Source organism: Bacillus sp. SIMBA_031, assembly GCF_046535225.1.
Taxonomy (GTDB): Bacteria; Bacillota; Bacilli; order Bacillales; family Bacillaceae; genus Bacillus; species Bacillus velezensis.
The window spans coordinates 245574-269992 of record NZ_JAWRXC010000004.1 but is presented as its reverse complement, the minus strand read 5'-3'; the positions used below and the strand labels follow the sequence as shown (position 1 = coordinate 269992).

General features: G+C 47.3%; 25 protein-coding genes. 13 read left to right on the top strand and 12 right to left on the bottom strand.

Annotated features, from left to right (window positions below):
* The 3 genes from SB724_RS14015 to SB724_RS14005 all read left to right on the top strand — a co-directional run.
* The coding region (locus SB724_RS14015) for a hypothetical protein (protein ID WP_410571592.1) at window positions 1-194 on the top strand (194 nt) is incomplete at its 5' end.
* Window positions 195-217: 23 nt separating this feature from the next.
* The gene (locus tag SB724_RS14010; protein ID WP_038460933.1) at window positions 218-979 is read left to right on the top strand and encodes a MerR family transcriptional regulator; all 762 of its coding nucleotides are present in this window, start codon (window positions 218-220) and stop codon (window positions 977-979) included.
* 46 nt (window positions 980-1025) lie between these two features.
* Window positions 1026-1868, top strand: coding sequence for a DUF2268 domain-containing putative Zn-dependent protease (locus tag SB724_RS14005; protein ID WP_410571590.1), 843 nt, complete (start codon window positions 1026-1028; stop codon window positions 1866-1868).
* Window positions 1869-1949: 81 nt separating this feature from the next.
* Here the strand turns inward: SB724_RS14005 and SB724_RS14000 are convergent, their stop codons facing one another.
* Window positions 1950-3137 (bottom strand): class I SAM-dependent rRNA methyltransferase, encoded by a 1188-nt coding sequence (locus SB724_RS14000; protein WP_410571588.1) that lies wholly within the window; start codon window positions 3135-3137, stop codon window positions 1950-1952.
* 94 nt (window positions 3138-3231) lie between these two features.
* On the opposite strand from SB724_RS14000, the gene glxA reads away from it, so the two are divergent.
* The gene (gene glxA / locus SB724_RS13995; protein WP_003150894.1) at window positions 3232-3615 is read left to right on the top strand and encodes a glyoxalase GlxA; all 384 of its coding nucleotides are present in this window, start codon (window positions 3232-3234) and stop codon (window positions 3613-3615) included.
* A 30-nt stretch (window positions 3616-3645) separates the two neighbouring features.
* Here glxA and celB (SB724_RS13990) read toward each other — a convergent pair whose 3' ends face one another.
* Window positions 3646-4980, bottom strand: a complete 1335-nt coding sequence (celB, locus tag SB724_RS13990; RefSeq protein ID WP_061581634.1) for a PTS cellobiose transporter subunit IIC — start codon at window positions 4978-4980, stop codon at window positions 3646-3648.
* 161 nt (window positions 4981-5141) lie between these two features.
* On the opposite strand from celB (SB724_RS13990), the gene SB724_RS13985 reads away from it, so the two are divergent.
* Window positions 5142-6887 (top strand): S8 family peptidase, encoded by a 1746-nt coding sequence (locus tag SB724_RS13985; RefSeq protein WP_410571585.1) that lies wholly within the window; start codon window positions 5142-5144, stop codon window positions 6885-6887.
* Window positions 6888-6944: 57 nt separating this feature from the next.
* Here the strand turns inward: SB724_RS13985 and SB724_RS13980 are convergent, their stop codons facing one another.
* The 3 genes from SB724_RS13980 to SB724_RS13970 form a co-directional block, all read right to left on the bottom strand.
* Entirely contained in the window at window positions 6945-7805 is an 861-nt protein-coding gene (locus tag SB724_RS13980; protein WP_410571583.1) for a glycosyltransferase family 8 protein, read from the bottom strand.
* A 269-nt stretch (window positions 7806-8074) separates the two neighbouring features.
* Window positions 8075-8707, bottom strand: a complete 633-nt coding sequence (gene ywaC / locus SB724_RS13975) for a GTP pyrophosphokinase YwaC (RefSeq protein WP_007407732.1) — start codon at window positions 8705-8707, stop codon at window positions 8075-8077.
* Window positions 8708-8838: 131 nt separating this feature from the next.
* Complete coding sequence (locus SB724_RS13970) at window positions 8839-9774, bottom strand: 1,4-dihydroxy-2-naphthoate polyprenyltransferase (RefSeq protein WP_007614633.1); 936 nt, start codon at window positions 9772-9774, stop codon at window positions 8839-8841.
* Between the two features lie 442 nt (window positions 9775-10216).
* Between SB724_RS13970 and SB724_RS13965 the strand changes: the two genes are divergently transcribed.
* The 6 genes from SB724_RS13965 (at window position 10217) to SB724_RS13940 (ending at window position 15778) form a co-directional block, all read left to right on the top strand.
* On the top strand, window positions 10217-10366 hold the full coding sequence (locus SB724_RS13965) for a teichoic acid D-Ala incorporation-associated protein DltX (protein ID WP_003150882.1): 150 nt from the start codon (window positions 10217-10219) through the stop codon (window positions 10364-10366).
* Window positions 10367-10381: 15 nt separating this feature from the next.
* Window positions 10382-11893, top strand: coding sequence for a D-alanine--poly(phosphoribitol) ligase subunit DltA (gene dltA / locus SB724_RS13960; protein ID WP_007614638.1), 1512 nt, complete (start codon window positions 10382-10384; stop codon window positions 11891-11893).
* Window positions 11890-13071, top strand: a complete 1182-nt coding sequence (gene dltB, locus SB724_RS13955) for a D-alanyl-lipoteichoic acid biosynthesis protein DltB (protein ID WP_012118762.1) — start codon at window positions 11890-11892, stop codon at window positions 13069-13071. The genes dltA and dltB overlap by 4 nt, the downstream gene beginning before the upstream one ends.
* A 16-nt stretch (window positions 13072-13087) precedes the next feature.
* A complete protein-coding gene (gene dltC, locus SB724_RS13950; protein ID WP_003150875.1) occupies window positions 13088-13324 on the top strand; it encodes a D-alanine--poly(phosphoribitol) ligase subunit 2 in 237 nt (78 codons plus the stop codon).
* The gene (gene dltD / locus SB724_RS13945; RefSeq protein ID WP_410571580.1) at window positions 13325-14503 is read left to right on the top strand and encodes a D-alanyl-lipoteichoic acid biosynthesis protein DltD; all 1179 of its coding nucleotides are present in this window, start codon (window positions 13325-13327) and stop codon (window positions 14501-14503) included.
* A gap of 183 nt (window positions 14504-14686) precedes the next feature.
* Window positions 14687-15778 (top strand): branched-chain amino acid aminotransferase, encoded by a 1092-nt coding sequence (locus tag SB724_RS13940; RefSeq protein WP_025650062.1) that lies wholly within the window; start codon window positions 14687-14689, stop codon window positions 15776-15778.
* Between the two features lie 41 nt (window positions 15779-15819).
* On the opposite strand, the gene licH is transcribed toward SB724_RS13940, so the two are convergent.
* The 7 genes from licH to SB724_RS13905 form a co-directional block, all read right to left on the bottom strand.
* Window positions 15820-17148 (bottom strand): 6-phospho-beta-glucosidase LicH, encoded by a 1329-nt coding sequence (licH, locus tag SB724_RS13935; RefSeq protein ID WP_003150870.1) that lies wholly within the window; start codon window positions 17146-17148, stop codon window positions 15820-15822.
* Window positions 17145-17477, bottom strand: coding sequence for a PTS lichenan transporter subunit IIA (gene licA / locus SB724_RS13930; protein ID WP_003150867.1), 333 nt, complete (start codon window positions 17475-17477; stop codon window positions 17145-17147). The genes licH and licA overlap by 4 nt, the downstream gene beginning before the upstream one ends.
* A gap of 18 nt (window positions 17478-17495) precedes the next feature.
* Window positions 17496-18854 (bottom strand): PTS cellobiose transporter subunit IIC, encoded by a 1359-nt coding sequence (gene celB / locus SB724_RS13925; RefSeq protein WP_032875716.1) that lies wholly within the window; start codon window positions 18852-18854, stop codon window positions 17496-17498.
* A gap of 15 nt (window positions 18855-18869) precedes the next feature.
* The gene (gene licB, locus SB724_RS13920) at window positions 18870-19178 is read right to left on the bottom strand and encodes a PTS lichenan transporter subunit IIB (protein WP_003150863.1); all 309 of its coding nucleotides are present in this window, start codon (window positions 19176-19178) and stop codon (window positions 18870-18872) included.
* A 98-nt stretch (window positions 19179-19276) separates the two neighbouring features.
* Complete coding sequence (licR, locus tag SB724_RS13915) at window positions 19277-21232, bottom strand: transcriptional regulator LicR (protein ID WP_007614653.1); 1956 nt, start codon at window positions 21230-21232, stop codon at window positions 19277-19279.
* 146 nt (window positions 21233-21378) lie between these two features.
* The gene (locus SB724_RS13910; RefSeq protein WP_369719122.1) at window positions 21379-21513 is read right to left on the bottom strand and encodes a hypothetical protein; all 135 of its coding nucleotides are present in this window, start codon (window positions 21511-21513) and stop codon (window positions 21379-21381) included.
* A gap of 51 nt (window positions 21514-21564) precedes the next feature.
* A complete protein-coding gene (locus tag SB724_RS13905) occupies window positions 21565-22155 on the bottom strand; it encodes a DNA-3-methyladenine glycosylase (protein ID WP_410564165.1) in 591 nt (196 codons plus the stop codon).
* 242 nt (window positions 22156-22397) lie between these two features.
* Between SB724_RS13905 and SB724_RS13900 the strand changes: the two genes are divergently transcribed.
* Both SB724_RS13900 and SB724_RS13895 read left to right on the top strand, forming a co-directional pair.
* Window positions 22398-23396, top strand: a complete 999-nt coding sequence (locus tag SB724_RS13900) for a FecCD family ABC transporter permease (protein WP_042635747.1) — start codon at window positions 22398-22400, stop codon at window positions 23394-23396.
* Complete coding sequence (locus tag SB724_RS13895; protein WP_410571578.1) at window positions 23397-24410, top strand: FecCD family ABC transporter permease; 1014 nt, start codon at window positions 23397-23399, stop codon at window positions 24408-24410.
* Window positions 24411-24419: the final 9 nt, after the last annotated feature.

Below are 24419 nucleotides of genomic sequence, written 5' to 3'. Positions count from 1 at the left end.
CAATCACCGATAAACTATCGGCAATTGGCTGTTTAAAAGGTGTTTTGACCCCTGTCTCAAAAACGGGGGGCAGTCCCTTCACGCCCGGCTTTTTTTCTTTAATTTCAGCAATGAAATCCTCATATGTTCCCCTTTATATACAAAAAATCTTTAACCAACTATTGACTCTTACGTTGCGTAATACTTTAGAGTAGCCATTAAGGAGGCGGCAAACGTGATGGGTATGAAAGTAAAAGAAGTAGCTGAACTGATTGGAGTAAGCATACGGACTCTCCATCATTACGATCAAATTGGATTATTGACTCCTCAGGAAACGACCGATTCCGGTTATCGGCTTTATTCTGAAGAGAATCTTGAACAGCTGCAGCAGATACTATTTTTCAAAGAGCTCGATTTCTCCTTAAAAGAGATTAAAGAAATCATTAATAGTCCTTCATTTAACCGAAGGGAGGCATTAATTTTACAAAAGAAAATGTTGATTGAGAAACGGAATAGAGTCGATAAGATGATTGAAACCATCGATAAATCAATCAAACATATGATGGGAGAGATTTGCATGACGAACAAAGAGCGGTTTGAGGGAATGAACTTCAATCATAATCTTTATGAGCAAGAAGCTCGCAAACGGTGGGGTGATCAACCTGTCGATAAGGTAAATATTAGATTGAAAAGCATGACTGATGGTGAGCAAAAAGATTTATCTGATAAGTGGACTGCAATGTTCAATAAATTTGCACTCCTTATTAACCAATCTCCCAAGTCCCCAGACGTACAAACAGCTATCAAAGAGTGGTTTGATTTTCTCAATGAAAATTTTGGTGAATATTCTTTTGATGCCTTTTACGGATTAGGTCAACTCTATATTGAAGATAAACGCTTCACTAAGAACATCGACCGGTATGGTGAAGGGCTGGCGAAGCTCATGAGTGATGCCATTACAATTTATATAGATCATCAAAAAAAGGGTGGTACCCATTAAAATCATTATCGAGGATACAATTAGGCAATACGAAACATTATTTTCAATGATTGAAAATAGAGAAGATTATTATCGGTATTCAATGATGAAACCTTTTGAAGATATGTGGAAAAAGATTAATGTTCCCTTAAAGGCAAAGGAACCTAACGGATATGATGTAATCATGGCTGCAAATATGCTGGGCTATCTGAGCATATTTGATACGGAAACCGGAAGAAAAGCATTAGAGAATCTAAAAGAAATTCAAGCTCTTCAAATTGCATATGGCACTTTAACTCATTGTGTAGAATTTATCAAACAAAACCGCTTAAAAATAAATGCTGATGAAATAAGGTTTGGGATGTATCTGGCCAATCAAAAAAAGCTTGAATTACATAGAGGGTATTGTGGATTCGGAGGAATTCCGGGATTTATTCAAGTTTCAATATTCCCCAATTCATATAACATACCGAGACTGCCTGCTGTAATCGCACATGAATTTCATCATAATATTCGTTTTTCGTATTTCAATTGGGACTATGGGAACGTAACGGTTGGGGATTACTTAATTATAGAGGGGCTGGCAGAATCGTTTGCCAAAGAACTTTACGGAGAAGCTCTATTAGGTCCCTGGGTTACTTCTTTTGAAAAAGAAGACTTAGAATACTCAAAAGAAATTATCAAAGACTCATTAAATGTGAAAGGGTTTGCTGAGGTCAACAGTTACATGTTTGGTGACACCTTTGCAGCCGAACAAGGTTATCAGCCTGTCGGCTTATCACCGTTTGCCGGTTATGCGGTTGGCTACCAAGCGGTGCAATCCTTCATGAAAGCCAACAATGTGGGCATTAGTGAGGCCACTTTACTTGGCACAGATGAGATACTAAGTAATAGCGGGTTGTTTCTTTAAGAATGAAGATTATTTTATCCCGTATTAAAGCGATGGAAGAGGGTTTTCTTTTCCCCTCTTTCCACGCTATAAATGATCATCCTATTTTTTCCGCAAGAAAACAACCTTCAAATAATTCCCTTCTTTAAACGCGGGAATCGTTTTGAAATCTTCCGGAAGCGTATATTCTTCCAAAATGTCGTAACGCTCATTTGTTTCTTTAAAGGCGGTCTCTATAAAGCCTTTAAATTTCTTCATATTGAAGGCGCTGCTGTTTGTCGAAGCGACGATGATGCCGTTTTTTGCAGTGATGGCGATCGTTTCCTTCAGCAGGTTTTTATAATCTTTCGCCGCGCTGAACGTCCGTTTTTTTGTGCGGGCGAAAGAAGGCGGATCAAGGATGATGAGGTCAAACTCCAGCCCTTTTTTTGCCGCATAGCCGAAGTATTTGAAAACATCCATAACCTTAATGTCATGCGCCTCATAATCAATTCCGTTGGCGCTGAACTGTTCAATCGTTTTTGCGAGACTGCGGTTGGCGACATCGACGCTGGTCGTTTTCTCAGCTCCGCCAAGCGCCGCCGCGATGGAAAATGCCCCCGTATAAGAGAACGTATTCAGCACCCGTCTGCCGTTTGCATACTTATCCCGAATCGCTTTGCGCACATGACGCTGGTCTAAGAAAATGCCCGTCATCGCCCCGTCGTTTAAATCCACCGCGTACTGTATGCCGTTTTCTTGAACAATGACCGGAAAATCTCCTCTTTCGCCTTTGACAAAATCGTCGTCTTCCACGTATTGCCCGGCCGTATCGAATCGTTTCTTTTCATAGATCGCTTTATAAGAAAGCTCCAGTCCGTCAATCGCCTCAATCATGCTGTCCTTATAAGTGTAAATGCCTTTACTGTACCATTGAATCAGCAGATAACCGTCATAAAAGTCAATCGTGACGCCGCCGATGCCGTCGCCCTCACCGTTGAAAAGCCGGAACGCCGTCGTATCGGGCGCCTTAAACAGATGGGCTCTCGCTTCAGCCGCTTTTTTCAGCTTGTCCAGAAAGAAACGTCCGTCGATCCGTTCATCTCTCGCGCGGGACAGCACCCAGCCGACTCCTTTATTCTGCAAGCCGTAATAGCCTTTTCCGATAAACTCACCCTTCTCGGATGTCACATCAAAAAGATCGCCCTCTGTTAAATGAGCCGAGCTTCCGGACAGAGCGTCTTTTTCAATCAGGGGGAATCCTTTTTTCAGCTTTCCGGCAAATGTATCTTTCACTGTAAGTAGCTTCATTGTGCATTCCTCTTTCGTTTTGCTTTCTCTTATCGTACCATAAAACATGATCAACACCGCATTGTCCCGAAAAATTCAAAACAGGGGGAAAACCATGACAGCCAAAAGAATCGACCATACAGGCATTATGGTCAAAGATATTGAAACATCCATCGCCTTTTATCAAGACGTTCTCGGTATGCAGTTAAAGGATCGTATCACTCATACGAACGGCATTATTGAACTTGCCTTTCTCGGCTTTCAAGAAGGGCCGGAGACAGAAATTGAGCTGATCCAGGGCTACAGCAGCGAGCTTCCCGCAGAAGGAAAAGTGCATCATGTCGCTTTATTAACTGAAGATATCGCGGCGGAGTTCACGCATGCGAAGCGTCAGGGCGCCGTATTTATCGATGAAGAAATCACAACGCTTCCGAACGGGTACCGCTACTTTTACATTGAAGGACCTGACGGCGAATGGATCGAATTTTTCCAGCGTTAAAAAAAAAACGGGCGAAGGCGCCCGTTTTTTTTATGTTTCTTCAGTGACGTTTTGTTCCGCCGCCCGTTCCTCTCTCCATTTTTGAAGATCCCAAATTCGGAAAAACGGATAATAGATGATAAATGTAATCAGGAGATTGATCAGCTGCATGACCGAACCGGAGATTTTCCCGCCCGTCGCCAAATAACCGGAAATCAGCGGCGGCATCGTCCACGGCACGGCGATTCCCGCCGGTTTTGCCACCATCCCCGTGCTCATCCCGATGTACGTCGCCGTAATGGTCAAGAGCGGCGCAATGATAAAGGGCACGATTAACAGCGGATTCATGACGAGCGGCATCCCGAAAATGATCGGTTCATTAATGTTAAAAATCGCGGGCCCGATGCCGAGACGGCCGAGCTGTTTCATCTGTTTGCTTCTGGAGCGCACAAGCATGGTCAGCACAAGGGCAAGCGTCGCTCCGCTTCCGCCGACATTAATCCATATTTGAAAGAACTGTGTCGTAAAAATGCTCGGCAGCGCCTCTCCCGCCTGAAAAGCCAAACGGTTGGCGTCCATCGCCCCGTACCAGATCGGCGACATGACGCCGCCGATAATGGACGCGCCGTGTATGCCGCACGACCAAAGCAGCATTTGCACGAATTCGGCGATAAGACTTCCGCCGAGACTCCCGCCCAGAATAGACAGCGGGGTGCCCAGCAGATCGCCTACGACATTGTGGAGGCTTTTAAAAGGAGTTATTTCAATAAACAGACGGGCCAGCCATACAAGCGTAATAACAATGAAACCGGGGATGAGCGCAACGAACGATTTGCTGACCGCAGGCGGCACTCCGTCAGGCATCTTAATGACGATATTTCTTTGTATGATAAACCGGTACACTTCCGTAGACAGCATTGCAATGATCATCGCGACAAACAGACCTTTGCTTCCGAGCAGCGAAATCGGAATGCCGCCTCCCACCATAATCTCTGTTGCCGAGCCGTCAGGAATAAACGGAATCTGATACGGCGTCGCCAATAAAAAGGCGGCAAGGGCAATGGCTCCCGACGACAGGGCATCCACCTCATAGCTTTCCGCAAGCCGGTAGGCAATCCCAAAGGCGGCGACAAGCGCCATAATGTCAAAGGACGCATTCACGGGATACCCGAGCTTTTCAACCCAATTTTCACCGAAAAGACCAGCCATAAAATCGGCATAACCGGGAATCGGAAGACTCGTCAGAATCAGAAAAACCGATCCGATGATGATAAGGGGCATAGTCAAAATAATGCCGTCCCGCAAAGCTCTTAAGTGCCTTTGGCCGGCGACTTTTCCGGCGACAGGCATGATTTTTTCTTCCATGACCCGATTGAACTTACTCATTTATCAAAAACCCCCTTTTTGAGTTCATTGCGCAGATGTCTTAAAGCATTTTCTCCATCATATTTTGGAAACGCTTACATTTGCATACAGAAATTTTCCTTATCCCTCAGGAAAAAAAGAATTCCGCACTGCCGATATATAAGGAAAAAGGGGGAATTGCAATGTATCACACCCTGAAACCGATAATGGCCGCGGCCTTGTGCGTCAGCCTGTTCTCCGCCGCGGCGCCCGCGCACGCCGAGACGCACGACCGGGACGTTATCGTGGTGTACAAAAATCAAAACGGCAAGGAATCCGCTATAGACAGCGGAGCGGATGTGGAACAGACCTATCAGCACCTCCCGGCAGTCGCCGTGTCAGCCGATTCACAAACGGTGAAAGACCTGAAACAGGACCCTGACATCTTATATGTAGAAGACAATGAATCTTTTCAGGCAGCAGGCGGTTCTGATATCCGCCCGTTATCAGCGGCCCAAAGCAGCAGTTACGCGCTGCCGCAATGGGATATAGAACCGACTCAGGTCAAGCAGGCGTGGAAAGAAGGCTTGACGGGAAAAAAGGTGAAAGTGGCTGTCATTGACAGCGGCATTTACCCTCATGATGACCTTTCCATTGCCGGAGGCTATTCCGCAGTCAGCTATACTTCCTCATACAAAGATGACAACGGACACGGGACGCATGTCGCCGGAATCATTGCGGCCAAACATGACGGATACGGCATTGACGGCATCGCGCCGGATGTCCGGTTATATGCGGTTAAAGCATTAGACAGAAAGGGTGCGGGGGATCTTAAAAGCCTTCTTAAAGCGATCGACTGGTCGATCGCCAACAAAATGGACATCATCAATATGAGTCTCGGAACTAACGCAGACAGCAAAATTCTTCACGACGCCGTAGACAAAGCATACAAAAAAGGAATCGTGATCGTAGCCGCCGCAGGAAACGACGGCAACAAAAAACCCGTCAATTATCCGGGCGCCTACAGCAGCGTAACAGCAGTCTCAGCGTCAACTGAAAAAAACGGGCTCGCGGCTTTTTCCACGACCGGAAAACAAATTGAATTTGCCGCACCCGGCACCAATATTACGAGCACGTATCTGAATCAAATGTACGCCGCGGCTGACGGCACATCTCAAGCCGCACCCCACGTCACCGGCATGTTCGCGCTGCTCAGGCAGAAATATCCCGAGGAAACAAATACACAGCTCCGGCAGCAGATGCAGCAAAACGTCAAAGATCTGGGCGCTCCCGGACGTGACAGCCGATTTGGGTACGGCCTGGTGCAATATCACGTAAAGCAAAAGAGCTTTGCCGAACGGGCCGTAATAAAAGCGGAAAAGACCAAAAAACAGGCAGATATCAATCAAGCAAAAACGGCCGTCAGCAAGCTGTCCAAGTCAAAGGGAAAAACCGCTCTCGAGTCCCGGATCAATAAAGTTCAGACGGCAAGAAATGTGACGGACGCAAGAGACAAAGTCCGGACTGCCGAAAAACAAAAGAAAAAAACCGCCGTCAATGCCGCACAAAGCGCCATTCGCAAATTACCGGCCGGTTCAGAGAAAAAAGGACTGCAAAAGCGGCTTAACGCTGTCAACTCAAGCCTTTTGAAAACAGCTGAGGCCAGCGTCAAGCAGGCGGAAAAAAAGACCTCTGAGGCCAACACCGCAAAAGCTCAAAAAGCAGTCAGCGAAATCCAGCCGGGAAAAGAAAAAACCGCTCTGGAAAAACGGCTTGGCCGGATAAAAGATAAACTCAACCGGCAGCAGGCTGGAGACAAAGTAAAAGCGGCGGAAAAAACCAAGACGAAAAAAGCAAAATCAGCGGCGCAAACAGCAGTCAGCCGATTGAAGCCGTCTGCCGAAAAGACCGGCCTGCAAAAACGCGTGCGTGCGATTCGGGTGAAATAATAAAAAAAACGCTTATGAGCCGGATAACGGCTTCACAAGCGTTTTCATCACACCTGCCTATTGGTTCATGGCCGAGCGGTCGATCGTGTTCCATTTCGTAAAGGACATATATCGGAAATAATGATCACGATACGGGTGCGAGGTGCCTGTATTCCAAGGCTTGTCGCTGCCGCAGAAATGGACGATGGCCGGTTCGGCACGTGTTTCTCTGTAACGGATACGGTCGATCAGTTCAGGAGGCGTTTTCTCGTTCATGATAATATGCGTCTGCGCGTTCCAGCGCGGATGCAGTTCATGCCATTGATCATATAAGATCGCGTTAAGCGCGTCCTGATCATGGAACACGAGAAAATCCTCCGAGCTGTTTTCGTTGATAAAATCAATCACCTTTTCGGAAATATTTTGTTTTCTCCAAGGTTCGAAATCTATAATCATAATACCGGAATTAAAATACTTGGCAGTGTCGCTGATATTCATTTTTTTCAGTCTTTCATGCTGTCCGGCGTCTTCTACCGCCGCAACTATTGCCGGGGAAATATCCAAATCCCATAAAACCGAAATATCTTCCATCACAATTGCATCGCAATCAATGTAAATCATCCGTTTTACGGACTCATCCTTAATTAAATCAGGGATGGAAATGCGGTAATAAGCCGCTTTTGTAATGTGGCTGCTTTCGACTGCATGCTTGTATTGATCAGCGTCTACTTCTAAAAATTCAAGCGGCGTTCCGAATGACATCGCAGTCTGTTCAAGCTTGTCCTTGTTTTCGGCAGTAATTCCGCCGTCGATCACATATAATTTGGCATTCCTTGTTTTATCCATATTCATCAATAAAGAAGCGAACATCCCACCCAAATGACGAGCATAATGATCATCTGCACATGATACGATATGCATTGTTTCATTCTTTCCCACTGATATTCATCTCCCTTTTTGTTGTACAAATGTCTTTCCCTTTTTTTAAAAAGTAAACCTTGATCTTATACATTTTTTCTGCGGGAATGTGCTGTAGGATTTGATATCTATTGGAGTCTCTGTTCAAATTCATTCTGATTCGGAATCAGGATTTCAGCCTGAATCACCGTCAGAATAGATCGCGCGGGAAAGTGAAAACACGTAAACATAAAAACAACCAGCCGGACTGCACATAAAAGCGGTCCGGCTGGTTGTGATGCGTCAATCGTTTAATCGACTTCTTTCTTAATCCCAAGCATCTTTTCGTCTAAATAATGGGCGATGTCCGCCGCTTCCTTCAGCTCGTCGGTCAGATGCTTTGGGACTTCGTTATTTAATTTGTAATAAATTTTATGTTCAAGGCTCGCCCAAAAATCCATGGCGATGGTGCGGATTTGAATTTCCGCCTTCACATATTCCACACGATTCGTCAAATAAACGGGAATTTCAATAATCAAATGCAGGCTGCGGTAGCCGTTCGGCTTCGGATGTTTGATATAATCCTTCACCTTTACGATCTTCAGGTCCTTATGCTGCTTTAAAACCTCAGCGACATTATAAATATCGGAAATAAAGGAACAGATAATCCTGACACCCGCAATATCATGAATATGCTCTTTCATTTCCTGCGTCGTCACATCGCAGCCTTTGCGCATCAGTTTATTGACGATACTCTCGAAACTTTTTACGCGTGATTTTGTATGCTCGATCGGGTTATGCCCGTGAATCAGATTATATTCCTGGCTGATGATAGAAAACTTCGTATCCAGCTCATCTAAAGCAAATTTATAAACTAATAATTCATTTTTCCAATCTTCCATGACCGTTTTCAAATCATCCATATGGGCTGTTGACAAGTCCATTTTTTTCATCTCCTTGCTTTGCTGTCCGTATATAAGACGTGTCAGTCCTCAGTCAGGTTCTTTACAAAATCGTGAAGATTATGTCATAAAAAAAAGCAAATGCCGGTTATGGCATTTGCCCTTTCATTTGATCAGCGGAAATAACTGATCAGGAGTCCGATTGAAAGCAGGAATCCGAAGAATGTATTGGTTTGCGCCGTTGATTTCATCGCAATAATCATGTTCATCGGCATTTCGTTTTTCACAAAGCCTTTCACGGCCTGAACGGGTTTCGGCACGCTCAGGAAGACCAAAAACAGCCACGGGCTTGTGTAACCCATGATGACAAGACCGACGATCCAGATGTAAGCGATGGCAAATGATGCGGCCAGTATCATGACGGCCCCTCTATGCCCCATCAAAATGGCCAGCGTTTTACGTCCGCCCTTTTTATCTTCCTCAATATCACGGATATTGTTGGACAGGTTAATCGCTCCGACCAAGATGGCGATCGGGATAGAAATCAAAATGCTCTGTTCATTAATTCTGCCTGTCTGAATGAAGAAAGAAATAAGGACAAATACAGAGCCCATGCAAATGCCGGAGAACAGTTCCCCGAACGGTGTATACGCAATCGGCAGCGGGCCGCCCGTATACAGATAGCCGATCAGCATGCCGGCAAGGCCGATAACCGCAAGCCACCAGCTGCTGCTCATGCAGATATAAACACCGAGCACGAGGGCAATCGCATAAGAGCCGAGCGCCAGCTGCAGAATTGTTTTCGGCTTCATGCCGTGGCGGACGATCGCTCCGCCGATACCGACGGAATCCTCCGTATCTAAACCGCGTTTAAAATCGTAATATTCATTGAATAAGTTCGTGGCGATCTGGATCCAAAGGCAGGAAAACAGCATGGCCAAAAACAGCAGGAAATCAACCTTTACGTAAAACATCGCCAATACGGTGCCGAGAAGTACGGGCACAAACGATGCCGTCAATGTATGAGGGCGGGTTAGCTGCCACAAAATGCGGCCCATGCTTTCTTTCTCGGGCGTCTTTTGGCTGCCCCCCATATTGTTTTGATTCATTTTCCTCTTCCTTTCTATTAAAAGGCTTTCACAGTCAGCCGATAACAGTAGTGTTGAATTGGGGTTTTCACGTTTCTGCTACCTTATCTATCATAATAATTTCTTCCTCATTTCACAAGATGCGGCGCTTTATCGGCTATCCTGCCGGAAACGGCTTTTCGCCCTTCTACATTGGGGTTCGGCACAAGCCTGCTTAAGAAAAAGCCGCCAAAATTTTTTTACCTCGTTTATATTTACGATAAGTTAAAAATCCCGCCTGAACAGCGCCTTTTTAGTATGATCATTTGCCAATTTATACATGCGTGTTTTCCATCCTTTTGTTCCCCATTCATTTTTAAGGAAATTTTAAGCTTAGGATATTAGACATATTTTGAAACTTTTTGTTAATCTAATCGTCATATACTGGTGTAATTATTGAATACGCGGGGAAGGAATTTTGAATATGATGCAAAAATTAAAACGTGCTTATGAAAATACATTGATCAAATGGACGTTTCATACGGGCTTTTATTTTCTGATATTAGTATTGCTCTTTTGGATGTATGGATTTCATACAGCGAATACCGGCACTTATATTTACAACGATTTCTAATCGGGGAGGATAACTATGAAACTACTTGATGCTATAAAAACATACGCAGACGCCAAGCCGCAGGCCGAAGCGTTTCGTTCCTTAGATCATTCCCTCACTTACGGGGAATTATGGGATTTGTCGGAGCGGGTTGCGTCCGGCATTCAAAAACATACAGCTGACGGTTCGAAAGCGCCTGTCCTGGTTTACGGACATATGGAGCCGAATATGATCGTTTCTTTCTTAGGAAGCGTCAAAGCGGGCCGCCCTTACATCCCTGTCGATGTTTCCATTCCGGCGGAGCGGATCGTCAAAATCATTGAAAGCTCAGGCGCAGAGCTGCTTATCAGCGTATCGGGCGATGCAGTCGATACGGGAAGCAATCTGATTAAAACCGTTACGCCCGAAGAGCTTGCAGCTGACGGAGATGCAGACCTCAGCCGTGAGAACTGGGTAAAAGAGCTGGACACGTTTTACATTATTTACACGTCCGGCAGCACGGGAAATCCGAAGGGCGTGCAGATATCGGCTGATAACCTGCAAAGCTTCACTGACTGGATCTGCAGGGATTTTCCTGTGGGCGAGGGTAAGACTTTCTTAAACCAAGCGCCGTTTTCTTTTGATTTATCTGTCATGGACATTTTCCCTTCGCTTCAAACGGGAGGTACGCTGCACTGCGTAACGAAAGACAAAATCAATAAACCGAAAGTACTATTTGAAGAATTGGAGAAATCCAAACTGAACGTCTGGACATCGACGCCGTCTTTCGTCCAAATGTGTCTGATGGACCCCGGCTTTACGCAGGAGCTCCTGCCTGAGGCAGAAGTATTTATGTTTTGCGGAGAAGCGCTTCCGGCTGCCGTGGCACAGGAACTGTTAAACCGTTTTCCGAAGGCGCGCGTATTCAATACATACGGCCCGACTGAAACAACGGTTGCCGTCACCTCCGTTGAAATTACGCAGCAGATCATCGATGAACATGAATCTCTGCCTGTCGGTTTTGCAAAACCCGATATGGATATCTTCATCATGGATGAAAACGGGAATAAGCTTCCGGACGGAGAAAAAGGGGAAATCATCATCGCGGGCCCGAGCGTGAGCAAAGGCTATCTCGGAGAGCCTTCTCTGACGGAAAAAGCGTTTTTCCCGATCGACGGCCAGTGGGCATATCACACGGGTGATGCCGGTTATGTTCAGGATGGTCAGATTTTCTGCCAAGGACGCCTTGATTTCCAGATTAAGCTTCACGGCTACCGCATGGAGCTGGAGGAAATCGAAGTACATGTAAGGCAGTCTCAATATGTGCGCACGGCGGTTGTCATCCCGTATCAGCCTAACGGACCTGTCGAATATTTAATTGCCGCCATCGTGCCTGAAAAACACGATTTTGAAAAAGAATTCCAGCTGACAAGCGCCATTAAGAAAGAACTGGCCGCTTCGCTTCCGGCCTACATGATTCCGAGAAAATTCATTTATCAGGATCACATTCAAATGACTGCGAACGGAAAAATCGACCGTAAACGCATTGGCGAAGAGGTTCTTGTATGACGCCTTACAGCTCGTTTTTCTTCTTTATCTTACTTGGAATCCTTCTTTTGCCGACGATTATTTTAGGGCTGAACGGCAAGAGATTCCAAGGATACAACATGTTTATATCCATCATCGTATTGGCTTTGATTTTCGCGCATGATCTGCACGGCGTGATCGCACTATGTATCTTTACGCTGTGGCAGGTGCTTTTAATCAGGGGTTATCTCGCTTACAGACTGAAAGCCAACAGCGGCTTTGTCTTCAGTATGGCCGTAATCGCGTCCATTTTACCCCTGTTTTTATCTAAATTATGGCCGTTTTTCTTTCCGCCGGCGCCTCATCACCCGGTTCATAACCTGATCAGTTTCTTAGGAATTTCTTATTTGACATTTAAAGGCGTCCAGCTGATCATGGAAACGAGAGACGGACTGATTAAAGAAAAAATGCCGCTTCACCGCCTTTTGTACTTTATTATGTTTTTCCCGACCATTTCTTCCGGTCCGATCGACAGATACCGCAGATTTGCCAAGGACGAACAGAAAGTATGGACAAAGGGTGAATACGCTGATTTACTGTATACCGGCATTCATAAAATTTTTATCGGTTTCTTATACAAATTCATTATCGGATATGCGATTAACACGTATTTCATTATGAATCTGTCTCATATCACCCACAGCAAACTGTGGGGTAATGTGCTGTACATGTACGGATACAGCTTGTACCTGTTTTTTGATTTTGCGGGTTACACGATGTTTGCCGTCGGTGTAAGCTATATCATGGGTATCAAATCTCCGGAAAACTTTAATAAGCCGTTTATCAGCAAAAACATTAAAGACTTCTGGAACCGCTGGCACATGTCCTTATCCTTCTGGTTCAGAGACTACGTATTTATGCGCTTTGTTTTCTGGATGACAAAGAAAAAATGGATAAAGAACCGGATGGCCGTCTCGAACATCGGGTATTTCCTGCTGTTCATGCTGATGGGCGTCTGGCACGGACTCGCCCTGCAATATATTGTATACGGCCTGTACCACGCCGTATTAATGACCGGGTATAACTTTTTTGAGAAATGGAATAAGAAATACAAATGGCTGCCCGCCAATCGTTTTACGGCCTTTTTAGCCATCGTCATCACATTCCATTTCGTATGTTTCGGATTTTATATTTTCTCAGGAAAACCATTTCATCACTAAAGGAGATTGAAAACACATGGAATTTAAACAGGAAGTATTAGACGTATTAGCTGAAGTTTGTCAGGAGGACGCTGTGAAAGAAAATCCTGATATTGAAATCTTTGAAGAAGGACTGCTTGATTCTTTCGGAACTGTAGAACTGCTTGTCGCCATCGAAAACCGCTTCGGCATTACAGTGCCGATCACTGAATTTGACCGTGACGAGTGGAATACGCCAAACAACATTGTAAACAAACTGACTGAGTTGAAGTAAATGAAAAAGCGTTTCTTTGGACCAATTATTTTAGCGTTCGTCCTGTTTGTCGGAGCTATCGCAGTTCCGGCTTCATGGCTTACGCGCTTCATTCCTGAAAAACGTGTCGAAGAGTCGGCGGCAGCCTTAAATCCGAATATGTTCCAGGGGCTCTATCTGCAAAATAAAATGTTCGAAGACTCGAAGTATATGCCGATTTTCGGTTCTTCCGAGCTTTCAAGACTGGATGAGTTTCACCCGTCCAACTATTTCCAAGTGAACAACCAAGGCTTTACGCCTTATCTTGTCGGAAAAGGCGGGGACCAATCCTTGATACACGCCGTAAACTTTGCGGCGCATTATCAGCAGCTGAAGGGCAAAAAGCTGGTATTCATTGTTTCTCCGCAATGGTTTATCAAAAAAGGTTCTGATGAACAGCACTTTGCGCCGAATTTTTCATCACTTCAGGCATTGGATTTAGCATTTAATAACCAGATTGATCCCGCGGTCAAAAAGAACATGATGAAGCGCATGCTCCGTTTTAAAGTCGTTCAGCATGATGCCGTCCTTTCTGAATTATACAAGGGAATGGTCAACGGACAATCATGGAAAGTGAAAGCGGTCATGCCGGCTGCCAAAGCTTATTATTCTCTGCTTGAGAAAAAAGATCTTTATTATTCAATGAGAGAAACCAAGGGCCCTGAACGGACGATCTCTGAAAACCTGAAAGGGAAATCGTGGTCAGAGTTAAAAACAGCTGCCGCTCAATTAGGAGAACGGAGCTCCAAGTCCAATCCTTTCTATATCGATGACGCTTCTTATAAAAAGATTAAGAAGAAAGTAAAGAGAGTGAAAGGAATCAACAAAGGAAGAACATACGCCAAATCAGTCGAATATCACGACTTTGCGGATATGCTGGACATTCTGAAAGATGCCGGCGCTGAGCCGATGTTCGTGGTTATTCCGGTCAACGGAAAATGGTATGACTACACCGGCTTCCCGAAAAAAGGCCGGACTGATTACTACAAAAAAGTCACTAAGCAAATTAAAGCGAAAGGCTTTCAGGTTGCCGACTTATCCGGGCACGAATATGATCCGTACTTTATGAAAGACACCATCCATATCGCCTGGAAGGGCTGGGTGTACGTCGATAAAGCAATGGAGCAGTTTTACAAAAACGGCAAGGTGACGGTTCACTGAGCACGGTGATGACAGAATACGTAAAAACGAACACGCAGGGGGCATTCTCTCCCCTGCTTTTTATGTGATTTGATTTTTTCACAAATTTGAGGAAAACTATTGCGAATATTTGTTGAAGGTATACAATAGAATATAAATTATTTTCAAATAAGTTTGACAATAACACCAATAGGGAGACAGAACATTATGAAACAAGATATTCGTGTTGAATTGACTTCAGCCAAAAAACCGAAACCGGACCCCCATGACCTTGCGTTCGGCAGAATTTTCACCGACCATATGTTTGTTATGGATTACGATGCCGATCAAGGCTGGTACGATCCGAGAATTATCCCTTATCAGTCCATCTCAATGGACCCTGCGGCCATGGTTTATCATTACGGCCAAACCGTTTTTGAAGGGCTTAAAGCGTATGTAACGAAGGATCAGGAAGTGCTTCTGTTCAGACCGGAGAAAAATATGGAGCGCCTGAACCAGTCAAATGACCGCCTTTGCATCCCGCTCATTGATGAAGAGCTTGTTCTTGAAGGCCTGAAACAGCTCGTAGCCATCGACAAAGACTGGATTCCGAAAGCGGAAGGCACTTCCCTTTATATCCGTCCGTTTATTATTGCGACTGAGCCTTTCCTCGGTGTAGCGGCATCCCATACGTACAAGCTGTTTATCATTCTTTCCCCGGTCGGCTCTTATTACAAAGAAGGCATTAAACCGGTAAAAATCGCCGTGGAAAACGAATTCGTGCGCGCCGTCAAAGGCGGCACCGGAAACGCGAAAACCGCCGGCAACTACGCATCAAGCCTGAAAGCGCAGCAGGTTGCGGAAGAGAAGGGGTTTTCCCAAGTTTTATGGCTTGACGGCATTGAGAAAAAATACATCGAAGAAGTCGGCAGCATGAACATCTTCTTCAAAATCAGCGGCGAAATCGTGACGCCGGAGCTGAACGGAAGCATTCTTGAAGGAATTACGAGAAATTCCGTCATCACCCTTCTCAAACATTGGGGGCTGACTGTGTCTGAGCGAAAGATTTCGATCGATGAAATCATTCAGGCGCATCGTGACGGCCGATTGGAAGAAACATTCGGAACCGGTACGGCGGCGGTCATTTCTCCGGTCGGCGAACTGATCTGGAATGATGAAAGTCTTGTCATCGGCAGCGGTGAAACCGGAGAGATCTCGAAGAAATTGTACGATACCATTACAGGCATTCAAAAAGGCGCGGAAGCCGACGTGTTCGGCTGGACGACAGAAGTCGCCTCACTAAGCGAATCAAAATAAGCAAAAAACCCGGAAGCGAATCCGGGTTTTTTTTACTGCTCTTATGCTTCAATCGACTTAAAGAAATGAGGCAGATGTTCTTTGTGGGCCTCAAGCATTTCATCCAGAATGGCCTTTGCCACGGAGTCTGACGGGACGAGAGGGTTGATCGTCATCGCAAGTAGCGCCGTTTGATAATCTCCCGTGACGGCTGCTTCAGCGGCGACGCGCTCAAATGATTTGATTTGCTGGACGAGTCCGCGGACAGACACCGGCAGATCACCGACGGCGATCGGTTTCGGACCGTCTTTCGTCATGACACAGTTCACTTCGACCGCTGAGTCATTCGGAATGCTGGCGATCGCGCCGTTGTTTATTGTATTGACGGGCTGGATATCATGTTTGTCGTTATAGATGGAGCTGATCAGGTTGCAGGCCGCGTCACTGTAGTACGCTCCGCCCCGTTTTTCAAGCTGCGGCGGTTTGATGGCGAGATTCGGATCTTTGTACAGTTCGAACAGTTCTTTCTCAACCTTCTGTACAACCTCGGCGCGTGTGCCCTCCGTCTGTGACGCTTCTATTTCATGCTCGAGCATTTCTTTCGTTTTGAAATAATAGCGGTGGTAGCCGCAAGGAATCAGATCGAGCGCCTTCAGGAATTCAGGCTCCCATTCCGCGCCTGAAATATTTTTCATCGTCATGGCGTTTTCCGGGTCTCCCATGGCTTCAATGACTTGATCTTTCACGCTGACGCCGTCTAAGAAAACATCTAATCCGAAGACCATGTGATTCAGCCCGGCAAATTGCACTTCGATCCGGCTGACATCCACATCCAATGCTTTTGCGACGCCCATTTTAATGCCGATCGGCACATTGCAGAGGCCGACGACTTTTGTGAGATTCGAGTAGCGGAGCAAGGCCTCGGTAACCATGCCGGCAGGGTTTGTGAAATTCACGAGCCATGCATTCGGACAAAGCTCTTCGATGTCTTTCGCGATTTCCAGAATAACCGGGATGGTGCGCAGCCCTTTGAATAAACCGCCTGGACCGTTTGTCTCCTGTCCGATTACGCCGTATTTTAACGGAATCCGTTCGTCTTTGGCGCGGGCCTCAAGAAGGCCGACGCGGAATTGAGTCGTTACGAAATCCGCATCCTTCAAGGCTTCTCTCCGATCAAGCGTCAGGTGAATCTCTATCGGAACACCCGCTTTTTCGACCATGCGTTTTGCAAGCGTGCCGACGATATTGAGTTTTTTCTCGCCTTCAGGAATGTCGACGAGCCATAATTCTCTGACAGGCAGTTCTTCATAGCGCTTAATGATGCCTTCCACAAGCTCCGGTGTATAGCTTGAACCTCCGCCGATCGTTACAATTTTAATTCCTTTTGTCATATTTTTGCTCCCCCTTGCAGACTCACTTTTTCGTAAATCTCAACTAACTCAGCGGCCAAGTCTTTCACGGTCATGGCATTCATTAAATGATCTTGCGCATGCACCATCAAAAGCGTCATGTCTGTTTTTTCTCCGCCGGCTTCATTTTGGATCAATTCTGTCTGATAATGATGGGCTTCGGTCAGTTCCCTTGCGGCTTCCTGAAGCTTTTCTTCCGCCATGGCTCTGTCCCCCCGCTTTGCGGCGGCAATGGCTTCCATTGATGCACTTCTGCCGTTGCCGCCATGCAGGATGATCTGAAAAATGGTCTGTTCCATTTTTTCATTCATGTGTTTCACTCCCTTTCTCTACAGCACGGCTTTTTCGTCTCCCTGTACGGCTGGCGCCTGCGATTGTTCAAGTTCGTTTTCTTCTTTCAGCTTTTGCGAATCCCACATTCTGAAGAACGGATAGTACACGATAAAGGCTGTGATGATATTAATCGCCTGCATGACAGCCCCTGATATTTTTCCGCCCGTGGCAAGATAGCCGGAGAAAATCGGCGGCATCGTCCATGGGACGGCAATGCCGGCAGGTTTGGCGACGAGGCCGGTGCTCATGCCGATATAGGTAAAGACCAGTGTGACAAGCGGTGTGATAATGAACGGAATGAGAAGCATCGGGTTCATGACGATCGGCATTCCGAAAATAATCGGCTCATTAATATTAAAGACGGCCGGCCCGATGGCGAGTTTCCCAAGCTGCTTCATCTGCTTGCTTCGCGAACGGAGAAACATGGTGACCACGAGCGCCAGTGTCGCGCCGCTTCCGCCGATGTTGATCCAGATTTCAAAAAACTGCTGGGTGAAAATATTCGGAAGCGCATCGCCCGCCTGAAACGCAATCCGGTTGGCATCCATCGCTCCGAACCAGATCGGCGCCATGACGCCGCCGACTATGTTCGCCCCGTGTAATCCGCACGCCCACAAGAGCATTTGAACCGCTTCGGCTATCAGGCTTCCGCCGAGACTTCCCCCAAGAATCGAGAGCGGCGTCCCCAGTACAACGCTTACAATGTTATGAAGGCTTTCAAACGGCGTCGCTTCGACAATTAAACGCGCGCCCCAGATCAGAAAGATGACGGCAAAGCCGGGAATTAAAGCGACAAATGATTTGCTGACCGCCGGAGGCACGCCGTCCGGCATTTTGAAGACGAAATTCCGCTGGATGATCAGGCGGTAAATTTCCGTCGACAGCATGGCGATGATCATCGCGACAAACAGCCCTTTGCTTCCCATGAGAGACAGCGGGATGCCGCCGCCCACCATGATTTCCTCTTTGGCGCCGGAAGGCAGAAACGGAACTTTGTACGGCGTTGCCAAGAGAAACGCCGCCAAAGATATCGCACCGGCCGATAAAGCGTCCACCCCGTATTTTTCGGCCAGGCGGTAGGCGATTCCGAAAGCGGCGACAAGACCCATGATTTCAAAGGTCGCATCAACCGGATATTGCAGTTTTTGAGACCAGGCGCTTCCGAACGTCTTTGCCATGAAATCCGCATATCCCGGAATCGGCAGGTTGCCGATGATCAGAAAAAACGAACCGATGATGATAAGCGGCATGGTGAGGATGATCCCGTCACGCAATGCTTGCAGATGCCGCTGGGAGGCAATTTTTCCGGCAATGGGCATGACTTTCTCTTCTAAAAACTGGTTCACCTTATTCACACGGCCCGCCCCTTTCTACGATGCGTTTCCGAGCTGTTCCGCTGATTTCAGAACCTCCGCTCCGTTGCACGTGCCGTAATGGACGGTATTGATGACTTCAACCGGCACTCCTTTTGATTCACCCAATTTTTTCAGCTGCGGAAGCAAATAACGGACTTGAGGCCCAAGCAGCAATACGTCCGCTTTATCAATATGCTGGTTGACTGAATCGCCTGACACCGCCCAGATTTTATATTCTTTTCCTTGTTCCTGCGCGCTTTTTTCCATCTTGGTGACGAGTAAGCTTGTTGACATCCCTGCTGCGCAAACGAGTAATATATTCATGTAAAAGACCTCCTGAAAGTTTGATATTTTGTATGTCTCGATGTTAGTACCATCATATTATGAAATCGCTTTCATAACTACTCAGGCTTTTTCCGCTGCTAACGGAAAAAAGGTGTATCCCGGTCTTTCTCTGATCGTTTGTCTCTGAATACTCGTAAAACCTCCTGATAGGTTGTGCATTTTAAGAGACGGCTTACCGCGGCCGGATCATCTAACATCCCGCCGAGCCATTTGTACATATGCTGGAGGTCGGCTTTGCTTTCTTTCTCGACGCAGAGCAGGCAGACAAATTGGACACGCTTATCCGCCCAGTCAATCGGCTTCTTCAGCGTGCATACCGCCCAAAACGTCGTGTCTGTCTGCGGAACGAGCGGGTGCGGAATCGCCGTAAGATTGCCGAAACTCGTAGGAGAAATCGCTTCCCTTTCAAAAATAGAATCGGTCAGAGAATCAGAAGCGAGGCCGGCTTCTGCAACCTGCTGTCCGAGAAAACGGATGACGTCCTCCTTCGTCTCCAGATCCTGCTGCAAAAATACCAGCTCCGGTTTCAGAAAGTTCAATTGTTCCCGCTTTTCTTCCAGCATGGCGTCGATTTTTGTAAAATCCCCGCCGCCCAACAGCGTCTGAACCTTTAATACGGGAACGGGCAGGTCTTTTTTGATCGGCACTGTGCTGACCACAAAATCAATCGACTCAAAGGAAAGCTGGTCAAGGCTGCAGTAATCAGCCGTTCCGACGATTTCAAGACGCTTTGCGAACCGGGAACGGAGCTTTTCTCTTAAAAGCTGTGCGCTGCCGGCGCCGGACGCACAGACAATCAGACAGCGCTTAGGCGGCCGTTCCGTCTTTCTCCTTTCAATGGCGGCTCCGAAATGAAGCGCCAAATATCCGATCTCATTCTCATGAATATCAATGCCGGTTTGCTCCTTGATCACGATTCCCGCAATCACTCCCGCTTCAAATGCGAGCGGATAATTTTCCTTTATGGCGGAGAGCATCGGGTTTCTCAGGTTCATTCCGTACCGGTTTCGGTTAATCGCCGGCTTGATGTGGAGCGCAAGACCCGCTTTCAGCTCATTGTCGTCCGTGATTCCGAGCTTCAGCTCCCGCTCAATGGCTTCAATCATGGCCTCCGTCAAACGGCTTGTTTCTCCGTCTATCAGCCTTGTAAGCTCTTTTCCTTCCAGTTGTGACTGGGTCATGCGCTTTGTCCCGAGCAGGTGAATGGCGATATAGGCGGTTTCCTGTTCGGGAAAGGTGACCGAAAGCGCAGATTCAAGCTCTTTTACGATGGCTTCCGCTGACTGATATTCTGTTTCAAGCTTAATATCATGAAGATCTTCCGGAATGAGAGATACATAGTTTTCTGTCCGGATTCGTTTGCAGGCAATGGCGATATGGATGATGAGATTGTTCAGGCCGAAGAAAGAAAGCGGGATCTTATGGTTTCGAACCTGCTTCATAATGGCTGTGCGGATCACATGAATGTCGTCTTTCGGCAGAATACCGGCCTTTTCACTCAGGAGATCAGGCTCAGGCTCGCGGTCGTCCACTAAGTATTCGGCCATACAATAACGGAGGCGGAGCTCTTCGCCGCGCAGCTTAAAGCCGTAGTTCGGCCTTGTTTCCAAAATGATGTCATAGGGGCGGAGCCGTTTTTTGACTTCTTTTAAATCAGATTGAAGTGTGGATTTACTGATGAACAGTTCTTCCGCCAAGTCATCCAGCTTGAGGTAGCCGTCGGTCAGAAGCATTCTTTTCATAAGGTAATCTATCCGTTCATCGGGAAAAATCGGCACGGTGCTGTTCTGCTGGAAATTGTCCTGAAGCCAGTTTTTAAACGGCTGTTCATTCCGGATCAGCAGCTTATAGCCGCTCCCTCTGACAGATTGAATGGATGCGCCGTGTTTTTCTACAATGGTTTGCAGTTCCTTTATGTCATTGCGGACCGTCCGTGTCGTTACCTTTACATTTGCAGCGATGACTGAGCTTGTAACCGGTGTTTCAGCAGCTAAAAGCAAGCGCAGAAGTTCACGAAGCCGCCCATGAAGCATGAGAAAAACCTCCTATCAGATCAGATGCAGACGTGAAAAATGGGCAAAAAGAATGAGGAAGGGGTAAATGTATGTAAATTCTATAATGGGAAGGATTTCAAGTCAATGCGGCAATCCGATGCCAAGCCCGTAAAAAAACAGCCGGATCAGCCGGCTGTTCGGGATGCGGACATGCGGTTCCGCTTAGATGCCTTCCGTTCTTTTATGATTTTTCTGATGATCGGATAGATGACGGGCGCCCATTTGATAATCGTTTTGAAAAATTTTTTCAATGTCTGAATCCCCTTTCTTTTACCTTGTCTTTCCCCTGTTATCAGCGTTTATAAACATGGTCAGCGTGAGACATACCGGTTCCCCGTCACCCAATAGCGCCACGGATAATCCCGGGCTTCTCCGCTGTTGTCAATCCCGATTCTCGGGCCTGTTGATATATGTTCAGGCGTAAAGCCCTCGGTAATATACAGCGGCGGTTCCGTGATCATGCCGCCGTAGTCGTTCATTGAAATGCCCATCGCCTTCGTCAGTTTTCCCGGGCCGTTTGTCCACTCTCTCGGGGGTCTGCCCGGTCTCCTGCTCTCCATCAGGAACTGTCCTTCATGAGGCTCCGCCGCCCTGATTAACACGGCCTGCGGAATGCCGATGTCCGCGGCGACGACGTTCATTAATGTATGAGTGTGCATGACGTATGTATAAATGCGGCCCGCCTCATGGAACATAATTTCCGTCCGTTTCGTGCGCCGGTTGCCGAAGCTGTGCGCCGCCCGGTCATCCGCTCCCATATAAGCTTCCGTTTCCACGATAAAACCTGAAGCCGTTCCCTCGTCCGTCTCCTTCACCAAGAGACAGCCGAGCAATAAAGGGGCAAGCTCCACTGACGATCTCTGGTAAAATTCAATCGGCAAAGGCTTTCCTTCTCCCGCCATTTGCCTCCCTCCTTTCTGAATATAGCTATTTCCTCTTTCACGTTTTTCACTTCTTTTTTACAATATAAACATGAGAGAAAAAAAGGACATCATTGTTGAACGCTCTATTGCGTTTTGAAAATCGGCTCGGTATAATATGATGGTTCAAATGAAAATGATTCTCATATTCAATAAATACCGGACAATGATCATAAAAGTAGGTGAATTGATTTTTGAGCGATTCTGTCACGTCCGCAAACCGTCTGATCAGCATCTTAAAAAACGGGGTTTTCTTCCTGATCGCGGTGATCGGGCTGCTTGTATCTATTTTTTTCGCCGTCTCATTCGGCGCGAAAGACATTACTTTACATACGGTTTGGTCGGCTGTTGCTGATTACAATCCGAACATAACGGGCCAGCAGATCATTCATGAATTGCGTCTTCCGAGGGTGCTCGGGGCGGCCGTTACAGGAGCCGCTTTTGCCGCAGCCGGCGCCCTCATGCAGGGTGTCACGAGAAATCCGCTTGCCGATTCGGGTGTCTTAGGCGTAAACGCGGGCGCCATGTTTGTTGTTGCGCTCAGTTTTGCTTTTTTCCCTCATTTGTCATACGCCCTGCTGATGGTGATGTCATTTTTGGGAGCACTGGCAAGCACCGGCTTGATTTTCTTTATCAGTGCGGCGGGAAAAGGCAGCATGACACCTTTAAAGGTGACGCTTGCCGGGGCGGTCGTGGCCGCTCTTTTACATTCACTCAGTACCGGTGTGGCGATTTATTACGATTTAAGCCAGGATTTGGCCTTCTGGTACGCCGGCGGGGTGTCAGGGATCAAGTGGGCTCATTTACAAGTCCTTGTTCCCGTGATTGCGGTCTTCATCATTCTCGCGACATTCATGGGCCGGTCCGTCACCCTTCTCTCAATGGGAAATGACGTGGCGGCGAATTTAGGGGTGAACACGGCTCTGACGCGTGCCGCCGGATTAATGATCGCCGTCGTTCTTGCCGGTGTGTCTGTTTCCGCTGCCGGCGCGATCGGCTTCGTCGGGCTGGTCATTCCCCATATCGCGCGAAAGATCGTCGGCGTTACGTACAGGCTGATTATTCCGATGTCCGCGTTACTCGGCGCGATTCTATTGATTTTGGCTGACCTGGCCTCACGCACGGTCAGTCCCCCGAGGGAATTGGCGATAGGCATTATGGTCGCACTTGTCGGTGTCCCTTTCTTTCTTTATATTGCCCGCAAGGAAGGGAGAGACTTATAAATGAAAGTGCAGAAAGAAACAAAAAAAGCGGCGGCGGCAGGACTCATTCTGCTGGTCATCGCCGTTTGCATGATTCTGATCGGGCTGCATACGGGCTCATTCCGGCTTTCTCCTCTCACGGTGGGAAAAACGCTGTTCGGATACGGCACGTTTCAAAGCACAACCGTTTTATTCGATTACCGGCTTCCCCGGATTCTGGTGACGATGCTGGCCGGCATCGGTTTAGGAGTGTCGGGCGCTATTTTGCAGGGTGTATCCCGAAATCCGCTTGCCGATCCGGGCATTCTCGGACTGCATGCCGGCGCTTCCTTCGGTTTGATGATGTATATCACATTCTTTCATTCCTTGGAGGCGCAGGCGTCGATGTTCATCCCGCTGTTTACGTTTGCGGGCGGAACACTCGCCGCCCTGCTGATCGTAGTGCTTACGTACGACAGGCTGAACGGTTTTTTAACGATCCGCATGCTGTTAGTCGGGATCGCCGTTTCCGCGGGCTTCAGCGCCGTTACATTGTTTATGTCGCTGCGCCTGAATGAAGAAACTTATACATTCGCTTCCCGCTGGCTGGTGGGAAACGTCTGGGGCAGGGATTGGATTCACGTGTGGTCGCTATGGCCCTGGATCGGCATTCTCGCACCGCTTGCATGGCTGAACGCCCGGTCTTTGAATATTTTAATGCTCGGTGACCAGGCAGCCGCGGGGCTCGGCGCACACGTGCAGAGAAAAAGGATCATGCTGATCGCCATAGCGGTCGGCTTGTCCTGCGCGAGCGTTGCGATGGCCGGGGGAATCGGCTTTATCGGCTTTGCCGCCCCTCACTTGGCAAGACGGCTCGTCGGCACCATGCATCAGCATATTATTCCGATTGCAGGATTAATCGGACTTGTCATTCTTGTCGCGGCAGACACTATCGGCCGGTCTTTGTTTCAGCCGAACGCCATTCCGGCCGGCGTGGTTGCTGCAGCCATCGGCGCGCCGTATTTTCTCTATCTCGTCATGAAAATCAAATCATAAAACAAGGAG